The organism is Massiliimalia timonensis (genome assembly GCF_900186585.1).
Classification (GTDB): domain Bacteria; phylum Bacillota; class Clostridia; order Oscillospirales; family Ruminococcaceae; genus Massiliimalia; species Massiliimalia timonensis.
Window position 1 is genome coordinate 577,596 of sequence record NZ_FYDD01000004.1, and the last position, 17,449, is coordinate 595,044.

Sequence of the window (17,449 nt, forward strand, 5' to 3'; positions counted from 1 at the left end):
TTATGTTAGAAAGACGCAAAGAGTGCATCGCGATGTTGCTGGCGGGCGGACAGGGAAGCCGTTTGAAAGTATTGACTTCTGATATTGCCAAGCCGGCGGTGCCGTTCGGAGGGAAATACAGGATCATTGATTTCCCTCTTTCCAACTGTGTCAATTCAGGGATCGATACGGTTGGGATCCTGACCCAGTACCAGCCGCTGGTGCTGAATGCTTATGTAGGAAACGGACAGCCATGGGGATTAAACCGCAATTACGGCGGCGCCAGGATCCTGCCGCCCTACGCGCAGAGCGACCGTTCGGAATGGTATAAGGGAACAGCTAACGCGATCTATCAGAATATGCATTTTATCGATATGTATAACCCGGAATATGTGCTGATTCTGTCCGGGGACCATATCTATAAGATGGATTATTCCAAGATGCTGGAATATCACAAAGAAAAAAACGCGGACTGCACCATCGCAGCCATTGATGTTCCGATGGAGGAAACGCACCGTTTCGGGATCATCAATACCAATCCGGATCATTCCATTTACGAATTTGAGGAAAAACCGGAACACGCGAAGAGCACCAATGCCAATATGGGCATTTATATCTTTAACTGGAAGATCCTGAAGAAGTACTTAGAAATGGATGAACAGGACCCTAATTCTTCGAATGACTTCGGAAAGAATATCTTGCCAAAACTGCTGGAAGACAAGCAGAGAATGTTTGCCTACCCATTTTCCGGCTATTGGAAAGATGTTGGGACACTGGACAGCTTGTGGGAAGCAAATATGGACTTGATCAATCCTTCTGTGCCGATTGAGCTTAAGGACGATGATTTTAAGATCTACACCCGAAATTATGCAAAACCGCCAAGCTTTGTCAGCGGTACGGCGAAGATTGAAAATTCGATCGTCGCAGAGGGCTGCGTCATTCGCGGCACGGTAGAAAATTCCGTGATTTTTACCGGCTGTGTCGTGGAGGAGGGCGCTGTGATCAAGGACAGCGTGATCATGCCGAACATTTTGGTAAAACAGGGCGCGCAGCTCAACTACACCATTATTGGGGAAAATGCGGTGATCGGCAAAGAGGCGGTCATCGGGCGTTCTCCGAAAGACTATGCGATCAATGCATGGGGGATCGCAGTCGTCGGCACCGGCAGGAAGATCGAGGACGGCGAGGTCGTCGCCCCAAAACAGGTTCTTTAAATTCACAAAAATATCTATCAGCAGAAGAATGGGTGATTAATATATGAATATGACAGGTATCATTTTCTCCAATATTTATGACGCCTATATGGGGGATTTGACAAAGTACCGGACACTGGCGTCTGTACCGTTTGGCGGCCGTTACCGTTTGATCGACTTTGTGCTGTCGAACATGAGCAACTCCGGTTTTAACAATGTTGGGATCATCACAAAATATAACTACCAGTCGCTGATCGACCATCTTGGCTCCTGCGAAGAATGGGACATGAGCCGGAAAAACAGTAAAGTATTCATTTTGCCGCCGTTTGGGACTGGGCAGACAAACGTTTATCAGGGCAAGCTGGAAGCATTGTATGGGGCGATCGCGTTTTTGAAGCGGACTAAGGAAAAGTATATCCTGATGTCTGACTGCAATGTGATCTGCAATATCGACTACGAACTGGTGTTAAAAGAACACCTGCGTTCCGGCGCACAGATCACGGTGGTAGCCAATCGGGAAGAACCGGATAATGATGATGAGGTCCGGGATTTTGTGATCTCTGTGGATGATGACAATATGGTGACCGATATTGCCATTAAACATAGCTTTACGAAAGAAAACCTGTGCGGTATGGGAATGTTTTTGATCGAGAAAAACCTGCTGCTGCATGTGGTAGAAGAAGCGGTGTCCCATGGAAGATACCACTTTGAACGGGATTTTGTGCAGCGCGAATTTTTGGAAGGCTCGCTTTCTGTGAATGTTTATGAATTTAAAGGCAGTGTCCTGCGCAACCGGGATGTCCCTTCCTACTTCATGAACAACTGCCGGATGCTGCAGGAAGATGTGCGGCGGGATATTTTTGATCCGCAGAACCCGATCTACACAAAGGTACGTGACGAGGTCCCCACCTATTACGACCATGACTGTGTGGTGAAAGACAGCTTGATTGCAGATGGCTGCCGGATCGAAGGAACAGTGACAGATTCTATCATATTTCGGAATGTTGTGGTGGAAAAAGGCGCGGTTGTAGACCACTGCGTCGTGATGCAGGGAACTGTGATCCACGCTGGGGCAAATATCAAATATACCATTTTGGATAAGGATGCTCAGATCACCGAAGGTAGGACTCTGGCGGGTTCGGAACGTGCGCCGGTCATCATCCAAAAAGGCGATACGATATAGTCGGTATGAAGCGCTGGCAGATTTCTGCCAGTGGCTTCTTCTTTTAAAAAGTCCCCGAAAGGAAGAACAGGAATGAAGATATTATTTGCTTCAAGTGAAGCGGCCCCATACAAAAAAACCGGCGGGTTGGCAGATGTTGCTTATGCTTTGCCAAACGAACTGGCGAATCAAAAAGATGTCGAAATCTGCGTATTTATGCCGTATTATAAATCTATAAAGACCAATCCGGAGTATGAGATCGAATTTATCACCAATTTCAGCGTCCCGCTGGGCTGGCGAAATTTGTACTGCGGTTTATTTAAGGCAGCAACAGCAAAAGACAACTGGACCTATTACTTTTTAGATAACGACTATTACTTTGGCGGGCGGGATTCTACCTACGGTGATTATGACGACGGGGAACGGTTCGCGTTTTTCAGCAAGGCGATTTTGGAATCTTTGATCCATATGGAGTATACCCCGGATGTCATCCACTGCAACGACTGGCAGACCGCTTTGGTGCCGGTATTCTTAAAGGCTAATTACTGCCATATGGAGCGTTTCCAGGCGATCCGTACCGTGTTTACGATCCATAATATCGAGTATCAGGGAAAAGTGCCGGACTCCTTTTTTCAGGATGTCCTTGGGTTGAATGAATACTGGTTCAACGTCCTGCATTATGTAGACTGCTTAAACTTTATGAAAGCGGCGATCGTACTGTCCGATAAGGTAACTACTGTTTCCAAAACCTATTCCTACGAGATCCGCCACGCTTATTTCGCACATGGGCTACAGGATATTTTGCAGGAATATGGATATAAAGTGGACGGGATCGTGAACGGCATCGATACAGATCTGTATAACCCGGCTACCGACCCAAAGCTGTTTCAAAACTATCAGATCGGCGACCTGAAAGGGAAAGCGGCGAACAAGGCGGCTTTGCAGGAAAAACTGGGACTGCCGGTCGATGTTGATGTGCCGGTGATCGGGATGATATCCCGGCTGGTTTCCCACAAGGGGCTGGACCTGGTAGAATATGTTGCCAACGACCTGATGCAGATGGACATTCAGCTTGTTGTGATCGGGACCGGCGACGAAAAATTCCAAAACCTGTTCTGGCGGCTTGCATGGGAACACCCGGATAAGATGTCGGCAAATATTTTATTTGACCCGGTGCTTGCCAACCAGCTTTATGCAGGGGCCGACCTGTTTTTGATGCCCTCGCAGAGTGAACCGTGCGGGCTGTCCCAGCTGATCTCCATGCGGTACGGGACCATTCCGATCGTGCGGGAAACCGGCGGGCTGTTTGACACAGTCCCGGCGCTAAATCCAGAAACTATGGAGGGGAGAGGGTTTACCTTTAAATCCTACAATGCGCATGATATGCTGCATTCTGTCCAAATGGCGGTTGACTTTTGGAGTGACAAGAAAAAACTTGCAATCTTAGTAAAAAATATTATGTCTTACGATTGTTCTTGGAAAGAGCCTGTAAAGCGATATCTGGAAATTTACAGAAGCCTGTAATGTGTGGCGAGAAATACGGGATTTTAAACTGGAAGATTTGTCTAGTTTTCACCTTGAAAGTTTGTGCAAAATATCGTAAAATAATGATAATATCCTTATGGTTTGATAAAGACCATAAGGATATTCTTTGATAATGAGAAATTATCCCTTTGGAGGGACTGAATTTCCCGCTTCTGGATAGAATAGAACGTGAGGAGGTTCTTTATGAAGAAAGAAAAAAGGGAGATGGAAATGATGACGATGCAAAAAGAAAAGATCCTTTCACTGTTAAGTGAAAAATGTATGCAGTCCTTTGGCTGCGACTTAGATGAGGCAACAAAGCAGCAAACATATCGGGCGGTCTGTCTGGTTGTGCGGGACCTTTTGGTACAAACCCGGAACGACTTTTGCAGCCGCTATGAAAAACAACAGGCCAAACAGGTCTACTACATGTCTATGGAATTTTTGGTGGGGACTTCCCTGCACAATAATCTTTACAATTTGGGGCTGGAGGATAGCTTCCGTGCTGCTTTGGCAGATTTGAATGTAGATTTAGACGATCTGTACGAGATCGAACCGGACGCTGGGCTTGGCAACGGCGGGTTAGGGCGTTTGGCTTCCTGCTATATGGACGCGATGTCCTCGCTTCATATCCCGGCTACCGGTTTTTCCCTGCGGTATGAGTTTGGGATCTTTAAACAGAAGATCATTGACGGCTGGCAGATGGAATTTCCGGACAACTGGTTGGACATGGGCGACGTTTGGCTGATCCCCCGGAAAGAGGACGCCGTTGAGGTGAAATTTGGCGGTCAGGTCCATGAATGGATGCAGGACGGTAAGTTAAAGATAGAGCAGTACGATTATACCCCGGTTCTTGCCGTACCCTATGATATGTTTATTTCCGGCTATGACAGTGGCGCGGTAAACAAGCTGGTTCTGTGGAGCGCCAAATCCCCCAGCAATATGGATATGAACGCGTTCTCCCGCGGCGACTATGTCAAGGCGATTGAACAAAACGCTATGGCTGAAGCAATTTCTAAGGTGCTGTATCCGGCGGACGACCATGTGGAAGGGAAGATCCTGCGTTTAAAACAGCAGTATCTGTTTGTGTCCGCTTCCCTGCAAAGCATTGTGAAAAATCATTTGAAGCACTTTGACAATTTGGACAGCCTGCCCCAAAAGGCAGCCATCCACATCAACGATACCCATCCAGCGCTGTGCGTTCCTGAGTTGCTGCGTATCCTGCTGGACGACTATGGCTATGACTGGGACCGCGCGTGGGATATTTGTCAAAACACCCTTGCTTATACCAACCATACAGTGATGAGCGAAGCGCTGGAACGCTGGCCGGAATACCTCTTCCGGGAACAGCTGCCTAGGATCTATCAGTTGGTGGCAGAGATCAACCGCCGTTTGGTAAACCAGCTGAATACCGTTTATCCGGGAGATCTTGCAAAGATCGAATATATGGCGGTGATCGCGAACAACGAGGTGCGGATGGCGAACCTTTGCTTGGCTTGCTGCCATAAGGTAAACGGGGTATCCAAACTGCACAGTGACATTTTGAAGGACAGTATTTTCCATGACTATTACCACATCGCTCCGGATAAGTTTACCAACGTGACAAACGGGATCGCTTACCGCCGCTGGCTGTGTCAATCCAACCCGAAGCTGACTGAAAAGCTGCGGGAATGGATCGGGGATGGCTTCCTGCATGACGCGAACGCCTTGGAAAAGCTGATGAAGTACTATGACAAGGCCAATGTACTGCAGGACCTGCAAAAAATCAAACGGTATAATAAAGAAGTACTTTGCAACTATATTGCACGCTCCAACGGGATCAACGTTGATCCAAATTCAATTTTTGACGTGCAGATCAAGCGTTTGCATGAATACAAGCGTCAGCTTTTGAATGTACTTCATATCATGCATCTTTACTGTGTGATCAAAGAAAATCCGAATCTGGATATTCCGCCGCGTACCTTCATTTTCGCGGCCAAAGCTTCCGCTGGATATTTTATGGCAAAACAGGTGATCCGTTTGATCGACGCGGTTTCCAAGCTGGTAAACTCCGATCCGGCCGTTCGGGAAAAGGTAAAGGTTGTTTTCCTGGAGGATTACAAGGTGTCCCTAGCTGAAATCATCATCCCCGCGGCGGATATTTCAGAACAGATCTCTATTGCCGGGAAAGAAGCGTCCGGTACCGGAAACATGAAGCTGATGATCAACGGGGCCGTGACATTGGGGACTTTGGACGGCGCCAACGTGGAGATCCACGAGCAGGTAGGGGATGACAACATCTTCCTGTTTGGTCTGACGGCTCCAGAGGTAGAGGAACTGTGGAAAAAGGGATATAACCCGGTTGAATACTACAATGGAAATCTGGAACTGCGCCGTGTCATTGATATGCTGACCTCCGGTGTGCTGGGCTCCCGTTTTGACGAGATCGCAAAATCCCTGCTCACCAATTCTTATGGGGCGGCGGACGCATACATGACCTTGGCTGATTTTGACTCCTATGTCCGCAAGCAGGAGGAGGTAGGGAGGACTTATCTGGATAAACGGAAATTCTTCAATATGTCCTTAGTGAATATTGCGAAAGCGGGCCTGTTCTCCGCGGACCGCGCAGTAACAGAATATGCAGACGATATTTGGCAGGTAAAAGGCATCAAATAAAGAGAACAATAAAAGGAAGCGCTTGCGTTTGCCAGCGCTTCTTTTTATGAGAAGGTGAGAAAAGATGGAGATCTTATTTGACAGCAGACAAAAAAAGTATAAAACCCCGTTCGGCTGTCTGCGGCAGGGGGAACCCTGTTCTATTATGATACAGATCCCGAGCGATCATCATATTCAGGCGGTTTCTTTATGCTTGGAAGATGACATGGGGAACCTTTTGAACAAGATTTTGCTTCAACAGGATGCAGGAGAACATGGATACTTAAACTATCGCGGACGTTTTAAGCTGGAAGAGTGCGGGCTGTACTACTATTATTTTGAGGTGCAGGCAGGCTGGGAAACTTTTTTTGTGTGGAAACACGAAGATAAGCCCGCTTTAACAGGAAATGGAAAATGGCAGCTGACCTGCTTTGCAAGGGGTTATGACACGCCTCAGGGCTTTCAAGGCAAGGTGATGTATCAGATCTTCCCAGACCGGTTTTTCCAAAAGGGAACCTGCGATACCTCTGGGAAATTGAAATCCTTTGTGATGCACCAAAGTACTGACGAGACTCCGGTATACCGTCCTGACGAAAAGGGAATCGTTCAAAATAATGATTTTTTTGGCGGGAACCTGCAGGGAATCATGGAGAAACTGCCGTATTTGGAGGAACTGGGCGTTCAGGTACTTTATTTAAACCCGATTTTCAGCGCCTATTCAAACCACCGGTATGACACCTGCGATTATAAGGCCATTGACCCGCTTTTGGGGACAGAGGAGGATTTTTGCGCTCTTTGTGAAGCGGTGCACAAGCGCGGCATGAAGCTGCTGCTGGACGGCGTATTTTCCCACACTGGGGAGAGGAGCATCTATTTTGACAAATACCGTGAACACGGGACAGAAGGCGCTTACGGAAATCCGGATTCCCCTTACCGGTCATGGTTCCAGTTTGACCCCAAAGACCCAAACGGCTACCATTCTTGGTGGGGAATCAACACCCTGCCGTGTACCGAGGAACTGGACCCGGGATTCCTTGACTATATCATCGAGGGGGAGGACAGTGTCGTTGCGCATTGGCTGCGCCTCGGCGCAGATGGGTTCCGGCTGGATGTGGCGGATGAACTGCCGGATGAATTTATTGCAAGGCTTCACCGCCGTGTCAAAGAACTGAACCCCAATGCTCTTGTTCTGGGAGAAGTATGGGAAGATGCCTCCTATAAAATCAGTTACAGTGTGCGCAGGAAATATTTTACAAATCAGGAATTGGATGCCACGATGAACTATCCCTATAAGGATGCGGTCATCGGTTATGTAAAAGGGGAGCAATCCTCCGGGCAGCTGGCACAGACGGTGATGAGCATCGCGGAAAATTACCCGAAGCCGGTGCTGGACTGTGTGATGAACAGCCTTTCTACTCACGATACCATGCGGATCCTCACAGTGCTTGGCGCCAACCAGTATCCGCAGAGTAAGGAGGAACGGGCCAACTACCGGCTAAGCGCAGAGGAGTACCAAAAAGCAGTACAGCGGCTCAAATTGGCTGGCTTTTTGCAGTTTATGCTGCCGGGCTGTCCGTGTATCTATTATGGGGATGAAATCGGTATGCAGGGGTTTGAAGACCCGTTAAACCGCGCCTTTTTTGATTGGGAGCATCAGGACAAAGAACTTCAGCGCTATTTTAAAGAGCTGGCGCGGTTGAAAAAACAGCATACGGCTTTGCAGATCGGGACGATCCAAGTACTCGCCGACCGAAACGGCGTTGTGTGTTTTCAACGAGAAGCTTTGGCTGAAAAGCTGGTGTTCATCACCTGTATGAACGACCATTACGAATGCTTTACAAACTACTCGATCGAGATGATGGCAGGCGGGGAATGGGAAGACGGATGCCTGCGGCTGTCAAAGTATGGCTTTGCATTGCTTCGTGCAAGATAAAAAGAGAGGGATTCTAAAAGAATCCCTCTCTTTTTATCTGTATCAATTTGCTGGAAAGTGCAGGGCAAAACAGTCGTTACTTTTTAGCGGACTCAAAGCCAAGATAACGGGTCCCCTGAAATGTAAGCTTTCCGCTGGTGGCTTCTTTGAGGCTTACATATACACGTTTGTTTACGGAAAATTCAAGAAGCACCCCACCCTCTGCTTCAAAGGTCACAAAATACCAATAGACCTTGGTACGGTGAGAGATAGACGAGCTTCCCCGCCGGATACGGCAGCTGGTTTGGATGTGTTTTGACGCTACTTTTGCCGTTACGATAAGCTTAGGGGCGCGGCTGTTGCGCCGCCATTGCTTGATCAGGACAACAAGTATCACGAAAAGCACGATAGCAAAAAGGACTATGAACGAAATAACTTCAAATTGCAAGGGGGCCAAAGCGCGCGCTCCTTTCGCAGAGAGATGGGGTTTTAGACAGCCATTTCTATCGGACAGATCAAAAGCAAAGAAAAAAGCCCCAAATATTGGGGCTTTTTGCAGTAAAATAATTTTTGAAAACTATCTCTTAGAGAACTGCGGAGCACGGCGAGCCGCTTTAAGACCGTATTTCTTACGTTCTTTCATTCTCGGGTCACGGGTCAGGAATCCAGCTTTCTTCAAAGCAGGACGCAGTTCTTCGCTGTACTGAAGCAAAGCTCTGGATAAGCCGTGACGGATGGCGCCAGCCTGGCCGGTCACACCGCCGCCGCTTACGTTGCAGACAATGTCAAATTTGCCGAGGGTATCGGTCAGATTTAACGGCTGGCGAACGATCAGTTTTAAGGTTTCCAGGCCAAAATATTCATCAATATCTCTGCCGTTAATGGTGATAGAACCGGTTCCGGCATATACTCTTACGCGGGCAACAGAGCTTTTTCTTCTGCCTGTGCCATAAAAATATGGTTTAGAATCGTACATCAGTAGTTGCCTCCTTCTTATAATGTGTAAGCTTCAGGTTTCTGAGCAGCGTGGCCGTGTTCCGAGCCTTTTACAACTCTTAAGCGGCGCAGCTGGTTTCTGCCCAAAACAGTGTCAGGAAGCATACCTTTGACTGCAAGCATCATAGCTTTTTCAGGATTGCTCTGCATCAGGTGGGAGTATTTTACTTCTTTTAAGCCACCGATCCAGCCTGTGTGCCATCTGTAAAATTTCTGTTCTGCTTTGTTGCCGGTCAAAACAGCTTTATCGCAGTTGATGACAATCACGTGGTCGCCACAGTCACAGTGCGGTGCGAAAGAAGGTTTATGTTTACCGCGCAAAACGTGAGCAGCTTTTGCGGCTACACGACCCAAAGGTTTTCCTTCAGCGTCGATCACATACCATTTGCGGCTAACTTCTTGAGCCTTTGGCATTGTAGTTGACATATTCGTTCCTCCAATAATTCATTCTTAAATTAGCATAATTTATTATACTGGTTTGTCCAAACAGAGTCAATCGATATTTTGCCTTTATTTTAATATATATCTCTTATACTCTTAAAATCTTTCTGTTTTACTCTGTTTCTCTCTGTTTCTCATTCCCCATTTCATTTTTTTGATTTTTGTTAAAACGACAGTGAGGGAAATTGTTTTATTTTTATTTTTGTATATTTTTCACCTTGAGATAAAAAAACCGGCTTTCGTAAGGAAAGCCGGTTAAGACGTTAATAATTATTTTGCGTGTTTTTTCTTTATCCCTAAAACGGTGAAACCGCCTGCGGATAACAGAAGCGCCAGCATCCATGGGAGCATTCCTGTATCGCCGGTTTTAGGAACATCTGTTGTTTCATTTTTGTCTGGTTTTTCTCCTGTTGCAGGGATCATAATAGAATCTTTGGAGATCTCCTTGGTCAAAGCTTCATCACTAAAATATTTGCCACAGTCAGCGCAGTACCAGTAAGCAATGTTGCCCGAATCTGTTGCAGTTGGTTCTGTTGCTTCTACTTTGACCGCATGATGACCAGTTGCTTTTACAACAGTAGCTTCTTTGGAAATTTCGTTGGTCAAGGCCGCGTCGCTGAAGTATTTACCGCAGTCAGCGCAGTACCAGTAAGCGATGTTTCCGTCCTCTGTGCAGGTAGCAGCTTTTGCTTTTACCTCTGTAGGTGTGTGGACATGGGGTGCAGGAACACCTTTAAATTCTGCTGTAGTTTCAGCCAAAACAGCGTCATTGTCTACTGCTTTGATCTGGATGGTAGCATTCACGGAACCAGCTTCGGTAAAGGTAACGCGGAATTTGCTGGTGAAGTCGCCTAACGGGAAGCCGGACTGCGGACCAAAGCTGTCCCCGGTGAGTTCATACCAGTTGCCATCTGCTGTTTCATAGTATTCGATTTTCGCAATGCTGGTATCGCCAGTTACAGTAGCGAAACCTTTCACCATGGTGCCCGCCTTGCTTCCGCCAGTGGTGGAAATGGTAAATTCCTCAGTTTGACCAACCGTAAATGTATCCGGTTTGGTAACGGTTACAGTTGGAGCATCCTTTGCGGTGAAAGTTGCTGTAGTTTCAGCCAGAACAGCGTCATTGTCTACTGCTTTGATCTGGATGGTAGCATTCACGGAACCAGCTTCGGTAAAGGTAACGCGGAATTTGCTGGTGAAGTCGCCTAACGGGAAGCCGGACTGCGGACCAAAGCTGTCCCCGGTGAGTTCGTACCAGTTGCCATCTGCTGTTTCATAGTATTCGATCTTCGCGATATTTGCATTGTCAGCTTTAAAATAGCCTTTTACCATAGTGCCGGTTTTGCTTCCGCCAGTGGTGGAAACAGTATATTCCTGAGCTTCGCCAACTGTGAATACATCCGGTTTGGTAACGCTTACAGTTGGATGTTCAATGACAATGTTGTCGCCTTGGTTTACTTTATCCCCGTTTACGGTAACATTCCCGTCGCCGGAATTGCTGATGGTCACACCGTCAACTGCGATGGAAAGGTCGACGTCACCTTTTAAGATGTCAATGGTTGAGCCAGCAACAGCAGAATTTACTTCTTCAGCAATTTCTTTGCTGCTGCCAACCAGGAACACTTTGTCTTCGCCCGGTTTGGTGTAGCCTACGGCAGTACTGTCTGCATCTACATAATCTGCCGGGGAAGTGGTGAACGAACCGCCGGAGATAGTAGCTTTCTTATTGTCATCACTAGTAGTATATTCTTTTACGATGGCAGGAGCATCAAAATCCCCGCCCAGTACTTTATTATCGGAACTACCAAATGTATAAAAGATCGATTTGCCGCTTGTTACGGCTACTTCTTTACCTTCTGCGGGATCGACGGTAGCGTAACGGGTCTGGAAAGCATAATTGTCCGCGTTAATGGAGCCGCCGGTTACAGTGACCGGTGAAAATGCGGAGTAAACCCCTATGGATTTAGAAACAACTTCCCCGCCAGCAATGGTAACAGAAGAATCTTTCTGCCCATTGGAATAGATCGCAGCGCTGGAACTATAGGTGCTGTCCTGCATTACCTTACCGCCAGTCATGGTGAATTTGGCAGAAGTGTTCACATAAACTGCCTGTCCGCCGTTTACGGTATTTTGAATGGTACCGTTAGAAAAATTCATGCTGGCATTAGAATTTACTTGAACTGCATAGCCGTTTTTGGCAGTGTTTATAATGCTGCCACCCGATACATCCGCTTTTCCGGAACCGTTTACAAACAAAGCGTAGCTTGATGTGTCGTTTTGAATGGTTCCGCCTGTCATGGAGAAAGCGCCGCCTACATAAATAATCTCGTTGCTTCCATTAGAAACGATCTTACCAGTTCCTTCAGCAGAGCTGTCCTCAATAGTCAAACCGCCGCTGGTTTGTACATAGAAAGCCCCTTTTGAAGAAGCTGTGATCGTATGGCCGTTCAGATCCAGCACAAGGGTTTTTGTCGGCTGCTCTGGTCTTTCACTGGCCCAGCCGCCAACAGTCACTTTATCAGACAAGGTAACGTCGGTGGTCAGCTTATAAACCCCGCTGGTTGGCAGGGAGTCTGCTTTAGACCATTCCTGATAGGTCGCGTCCGCAAATACTATGCTTGGCATCAATGCCACTACCATCAATACTGTGACAAAGATGCTGATGGCTTTGCGAAACTTTGCTTTTTGCGTCATAATGATTCACCTTCCTAAGTATTTTGTGGATTCGTATGGGGGATCCGGCTTTTTTGAATTATAGGTAAAAATAAAAGCTTTGTTTTTGCAGAGATAATCTGTACTTTTTCATTCTTAAAAACAGGCATAAAAAAAGCAAGAAAAAAGCCCAATTTTAGGCTGTTTTCTTGCTTTTTATTTTAGAATGGAAAAGTACACGATTTTAAAGCGAAATACCCAATCCCACCTGTATTATAATCTAATCGAATTACATTTTCAAGCTTTAAAAGGATATTCTTTCCTTTTTTATGGGAATCGCTAATTTATCTGGGAAAAGTTTGTCTGTTTTTTTATGGGAAAGATTAAGAGAACTAGAAATACCGGATAGAAGCCACTACTTTCCCCAAAATCACTACTTCCTTTACGATGATCGGCTCGTAATCGTCGTTTTCAGGCTGAAGGCGAAAATGGCCATTTTCCTTGTAAAAAGTTTTTGTGGTAGCAGAGTCGTCTACCAAGGCGACGACGATTTCCCCATTTCTTGCGACAGGGGACTTTTTCACGATCACGATGTCCCCATCAAAAATACCGGCATTGATCATACTGTCCCCCTTGATGGTGAGTGCGAACAGCTCGCTGGGATCGCCGAAACCGCTGTCAAAGGGGATATATCCTTCGATCTCCTCGATCGCGGTGATGGGGGAACCAGCCGCTACGTTTCCCAAAATCGGGACGCGCGCAACATTGGAATTGGGGAGCTGGATGGACCGGTTATGGTTGTCCAGCTTAACGATCAGCCCTTCTTCACACAGCTCGTTGATATACCGGTGCACGGTAGAGGTCGATTTGATATTCAGATCCCTGCAAATCTCCCGGACAGTTGGGGAAAGATTATGGGAGATCCGGTCAACAATATATTCATAGATCAATTTGGCTTTCTCATTCAATGGGATTCACCTCAATTTAAGTTCCTGTTGGTTTATGAAAAATCAACTATATTATAGCATATTTTCCGTATAAAGTCACAATTTTTTTTAATTTTTAGATAATTTCACATATTTTTACACACAAATTCAGAAAAATGGTGTATAATAAGGATACTCATTAGATGAGTGAGTTTTATACTCTACCCTCCTCAATAAATACCCCTCAAGTAAGTATTTGCAAAAACAGCGATGAAGCCCCCACTTCATCGCCGTTTTTGTGTCCGGAGAGATGAAAGAAAAAGAGCGTGAAAAAATGGGTGTTTTGAATATGACGGTTGATATTCACGGCATGACGGCGGAGCAGGCGAAAAAGACGCTGATCCAAAAGATCGAACGCCTACCAAAAGATTACGGACAGATCACTGTGATCCATGGTTACCATGCCGGAAACCGTTTGCAGACGATGGTGCGCAAGGAATTAAAGCACAGCCGGTTAAAACGGCGTATCCTGACAATGAATGCCGGAGAAACGATTTTGATCATTGAGTAAAAAAGCATACCGCAGTAACAGTCTGCGGTATGCTTTTTTACTTGTTGTTAAGAACGGATACAGTCGTTTACATACTCAACTGGCACATCCATGCGTTTGGCGGCTTCCTTCACGGTCATCCCCTCCGCCAAAAAGCGCAGGCAGACAGACTTCATGGCCTCGCCTACCTCTATTATATGATGGTCCGGATCATAAAAACGCACTGCCCGCTGTCCCCACGGATGTTCCTTTGCGGGGTGGACCAGTTCGATCTGCGGCAGGGTCTCCAATTTTCGCAGAAAACCGTCAAAATCATCTTCCTCAAAATAAAGTTCTGAAACCCGCCCGCCGAAAGTAAGCTTGGCGCCTTCCAAAAAGCCGCTCCAGCTTTCTTTCGTCTGTAAGCAGATCCCGCCGGTCAAGGTGACGTTTGCGCCAAAATCCAAGATCACATGCAAGCCGAGCACTTCACGGTAGAACTGCTTCGAGCGTTCCAAATCTGAAACAGCCAGCAAGGGGTTTTGAAACTGCATGAGGATCCTCCTTTATGAAAAATTTATTTTTCGATCTTCATGGAAATGTCAAAGCACTTGACCGAATGGGTCAGCGCGCCCAGGGAGATAATATCCACCCCGGTTTTTGCCACGTCTGCGATATTTTCTAGCGTCACGTTGCCGGAGGCTTCCAGCTTGGCGCGCCCTGCGGTCATTTCTACCGCTTTTTTCATGGTGGCGTAGTCCATGTTGTCCAGCATGATGACATTGCAGCCACAGTCCAGTGCTTCCTGCACCTCTTCTAAAGTACGGGTTTCCACCTCGATCATCACCATGTGCCCAGTCTTGGTGCGCAGGGCGTTTACCGCCCCGGTAATCCCGCCAAAGGCGTCGATGTGGTTATCCTTGAGCATGGCGGCATCGCTTAGGTTGTAGCGGTGGTTCCGGCCGCCGCCGACCACGACCGCGTATTTTTGAATGGGACGAAGCCCCGGCAGTGTTTTACGGGTGCAGGCGATGGTGGCGTTGGTCCCTTTCACAAGATCTACACATTTGCGGGTAGCTGTGGCGATCCCGGACATATGCTGGATCAGGTTTAAAGCAGTACGCTCTCCCTTGAGCATGGCGCGGGTTTTTCCGGTAAAGGTCACAAGGATGTCCCCCTTTTCCACCCGGTCGCCGTCATGTTTGAAAAGGGTGTATTGCAGGGTGTCGTCCAGCATGGAGAACACCCGCATTGCGATGTCGATCCCGCAGACGACGCCGCTGTCCTTGGCCAAAAATTTAGCTGTGGAAACACTGTTGTCCGCGATCAGGTAATCGCTGGTAACGTCGATATAATTGATATCCTCGCTCAAAGCCCTTTTGATGAGGTCGTCAACATAAAAGAAAGGCAGTTCCATATTCAAAAAGCTCCTTTACAGTAATTCTTTTAAGATAATGTAAGCAACGGTCACCAGACTTTTTGCTTCCACATAGTCGCGATCTATCCGGTAAGGGGTGGTTTCCAGCTGCTTTTTCAGGGCGCAGACACGTTCATATCCGTTTACGATCTCTTGTTGGTTCGGCGTGATGAAATAAGCGCGCTGCATGATCGCGCGGGTCTCGGTGCGGATACCTGCCGGCAAGGGCAGGGCGTTCTGTATTTCTGGGAACTCGGCTGGTACAGGGGAAATTTGTTCCTCCTGTGCCAGACGGTTGATCTCGTCCGCCGCACGGTGGGAGAAGACAAGAGCCTCCAGCAGGGAATTGCTGGCCAAACGGTTGTTTCCGTGCACCCCGGTGTGGGAGCATTCTCCGGCAGCATAGAGCCGGTCGACGGAGGATTTCCCGTTAAGGTCCACATCGATTCCACCCATCAGGTAATGTTGGCAGGGGTAGATCGGAATCGGTTCTTTCGTCATATCAAAGCCCTGTTCTAAAACCCGGCTGTAGATCATTGGAAACCGTTCCCGGACAAAGTTAGCGGGCTTATGGGTAATATCCAGATAAAACTCCTTAGAGCCAGTCGCTTTTTGTTCTTCCATAATAGCGTGGGAAACCACATCTCTGGGAGCCAGTTCCAGGCGCTCGTCATATTTGTGCATAAAGCGTTCCCGGCGGCAGTTGAGAAGATAGGCGCCCTCCCCGCGCACTGATTCCGAGATTAGGAAGGTTTCACGGGTCAGGTGATTGGCAAACCCGGTTGGATGGAACTGGACCAGATGAAGATTCTTGATCTTGGCGCCTAGCTGGTAAGCAAGGGCAATACCGTCGCCGGTCGCGATCTTGGAATTCGTAGTGTATTCGTATACCCGGCCGATCCCACCTGTTGCCAGAATACAGTAGTGGGAACTGACCAGAAAATGCTCGTCTCCGGACAAAATGTCGAAGCTGAAGCCTTTCCCTTTTGCCATGCCGCAGACCACAGCGTGTTCCAGCAGTTCCACGTTTTTCCGCTTTTTCACGGCCTCGATCAATGTTTCGGAAACAGCCCGCCCGGTATAATCTTTATAATGGACGATACGGGGCTTGGAATGACCGCCCTCCAGGGTAAAGTGCAGAGACCCGTTTTCATGGTCAAATTCTGCGCCGTACTGTTCGATCAGTGCGCGGACCTCCTTTGGCCCCTGATCCACCAGGATCCGGACTGCGTTCGGGTTGTTTTTAAACCCGCCTGCGATCAGCGTATCGTTAAAGTGAGCGTCAGCACTGTCGTTTTCTGTGTCAATGACGGCGGCGATCCCTCCCTGGGCAAGCGCGGAGTTGCTGAGGATCAGTTCCTCTTTACAAACCAGCAGCACCCGAAGGCCAGGGCTTAAATTCAATGCGCCGTAAAGCCCGGCGATCCCGGCACCGACAATGACAACATCATATTCTTTTTTCACTATCTTTCACATCCCCAATAAATCATTGGCTGATTATCATACGTTACAAGTATACCATAAAAAGATAAGCGGCCGCAATGTTTCACGGCATGATTTTTTTAAAAACACACGGGTCGTCTTATAGTTTTTGTATAAAGCAGGGGGATGCCAGCCAATACTTTGATTGCCAGCCTGTATGGAAAATGCCTAATTTGTAGGGAAGAGGGGAACTGGAAACTGAACAAACTGTGAAGCCTGTCCCAAAACAGATGGATTTTCTTGACAAGCCTTGCAAAGGTGGATACAATAAGAATAAAGAAACAGTTCGGTTAAAGTTTTCTCTTACGGTTTGGACGGAACAAAAAGCAAAACATCACAGAATGATGACCTTATCATGCTTTTTCTTCCGATTTTCTGATGTGGCATGAAACGTGTACGGTAATACGAGCGGGATACAGACCCATAGTGGCCGATCGGAAACAGCCAGGCTACATAAGCAGACAAGTATGATTGATGTACGGAGATCTCAGCGGAGCCAAGAACAAAAAGGGGCTCGGCTTATTATTTTGTGATTATTTTTGGATGATTGAAGGGAAATTTTCTCCGTATGACCGAGGAAAAGTGAGGAGATATTGTGGAAA

The 17,449-nt window shown here is 47.3% G+C and carries 14 protein-coding genes; 6 read left to right on the top strand and 8 right to left on the bottom strand.

Going from position 1 to position 17,449, the window contains the following annotated elements:
* Window positions 1–2: 2 nt before the first annotated feature.
* The 5 genes from CIB36_RS10575 (at window position 3) to CIB36_RS10595 (ending at window position 8,425) form a co-directional block, all read left to right on the top strand.
* Entirely contained in the window at window positions 3–1,193 is a 1,191-nt protein-coding gene (locus CIB36_RS10575) for a glucose-1-phosphate adenylyltransferase (RefSeq protein ID WP_093989519.1), read from the top strand.
* A 43-nt stretch (window positions 1,194–1,236) separates the two neighbouring features.
* Window positions 1,237–2,355 carry a glucose-1-phosphate adenylyltransferase subunit GlgD gene (gene glgD, locus CIB36_RS10580; protein WP_093989520.1) on the top strand — a complete coding sequence of 373 codons (1,119 nt, stop codon included), beginning with the start codon at window positions 1,237–1,239 and terminating at the stop codon, window positions 2,353–2,355.
* Between the two features lie 72 nt (window positions 2,356–2,427).
* Entirely contained in the window at window positions 2,428–3,858 is a 1,431-nt protein-coding gene (gene glgA / locus CIB36_RS10585; RefSeq protein WP_093989521.1) for a glycogen synthase GlgA, read from the top strand.
* A 204-nt stretch (window positions 3,859–4,062) separates the two neighbouring features.
* On the top strand, window positions 4,063–6,513 hold the full coding sequence (locus CIB36_RS10590) for a glycogen/starch/alpha-glucan phosphorylase (protein WP_229408235.1): 2,451 nt from the start codon (window positions 4,063–4,065) through the stop codon (window positions 6,511–6,513).
* Between the two features lie 64 nt (window positions 6,514–6,577).
* Window positions 6,578–8,425: a glycoside hydrolase family 13 protein gene (locus tag CIB36_RS10595; RefSeq protein ID WP_093989522.1), complete on the top strand. Its 1,848-nt coding sequence runs from the start codon at window positions 6,578–6,580 to the stop codon at window positions 8,423–8,425.
* 76 nt (window positions 8,426–8,501) lie between these two features.
* Here the strand turns inward: CIB36_RS10595 and CIB36_RS10600 are convergent, their stop codons facing one another.
* The 5 genes from CIB36_RS10600 to lexA all read right to left on the bottom strand — a co-directional run bounded on the left by CIB36_RS10600 (window position 8,502) and on the right by lexA (window position 13,461).
* On the bottom strand, window positions 8,502–8,861 hold the full coding sequence (locus tag CIB36_RS10600; protein WP_158662666.1) for a DUF2500 domain-containing protein: 360 nt from the start codon (window positions 8,859–8,861) through the stop codon (window positions 8,502–8,504).
* Between the two features lie 120 nt (window positions 8,862–8,981).
* Window positions 8,982–9,380, bottom strand: a complete 399-nt coding sequence (rpsI, locus tag CIB36_RS10605; RefSeq protein ID WP_093989524.1) for a 30S ribosomal protein S9 — start codon at window positions 9,378–9,380, stop codon at window positions 8,982–8,984.
* Window positions 9,381–9,397: 17 nt separating this feature from the next.
* A complete protein-coding gene (rplM, locus tag CIB36_RS10610; protein ID WP_093989525.1) occupies window positions 9,398–9,826 on the bottom strand; it encodes a 50S ribosomal protein L13 in 429 nt (142 codons plus the stop codon).
* A 285-nt stretch (window positions 9,827–10,111) separates the two neighbouring features.
* Window positions 10,112–12,535 (bottom strand): hypothetical protein, encoded by a 2,424-nt coding sequence (locus tag CIB36_RS10615; RefSeq protein ID WP_093989526.1) that lies wholly within the window; start codon window positions 12,533–12,535, stop codon window positions 10,112–10,114.
* 350 nt (window positions 12,536–12,885) lie between these two features.
* Window positions 12,886–13,461: a transcriptional repressor LexA gene (gene lexA, locus CIB36_RS10620; protein WP_207726106.1), complete on the bottom strand. Its 576-nt coding sequence runs from the start codon at window positions 13,459–13,461 to the stop codon at window positions 12,886–12,888.
* A gap of 268 nt (window positions 13,462–13,729) precedes the next feature.
* Here lexA and CIB36_RS10625 point away from each other — a divergent pair, with 268 nt between their 5' ends.
* The gene (locus tag CIB36_RS10625) at window positions 13,730–13,990 is read left to right on the top strand and encodes a Smr/MutS family protein (RefSeq protein WP_203226446.1); all 261 of its coding nucleotides are present in this window, start codon (window positions 13,730–13,732) and stop codon (window positions 13,988–13,990) included.
* A 47-nt stretch (window positions 13,991–14,037) separates the two neighbouring features.
* Here the strand turns inward: CIB36_RS10625 and CIB36_RS10630 are convergent, their stop codons facing one another.
* Genes CIB36_RS10630 through CIB36_RS10640 form a run of 3 tightly spaced genes read right to left on the bottom strand, consistent with a single transcriptional unit; the run spans window position 14,038 to window position 16,829 of the window.
* Complete coding sequence (locus CIB36_RS10630; protein ID WP_093989528.1) at window positions 14,038–14,502, bottom strand: VOC family protein; 465 nt, start codon at window positions 14,500–14,502, stop codon at window positions 14,038–14,040.
* 23 nt (window positions 14,503–14,525) lie between these two features.
* Window positions 14,526–15,365 carry a carboxylating nicotinate-nucleotide diphosphorylase gene (gene nadC, locus CIB36_RS10635; protein WP_093989529.1) on the bottom strand — a complete coding sequence of 280 codons (840 nt, stop codon included), beginning with the start codon at window positions 15,363–15,365 and terminating at the stop codon, window positions 14,526–14,528.
* A gap of 15 nt (window positions 15,366–15,380) precedes the next feature.
* Window positions 15,381–16,829, bottom strand: coding sequence for an L-aspartate oxidase (locus tag CIB36_RS10640; protein ID WP_203226447.1), 1,449 nt, complete (start codon window positions 16,827–16,829; stop codon window positions 15,381–15,383).
* Window positions 16,830–17,449 lie beyond the last annotated feature (620 nt).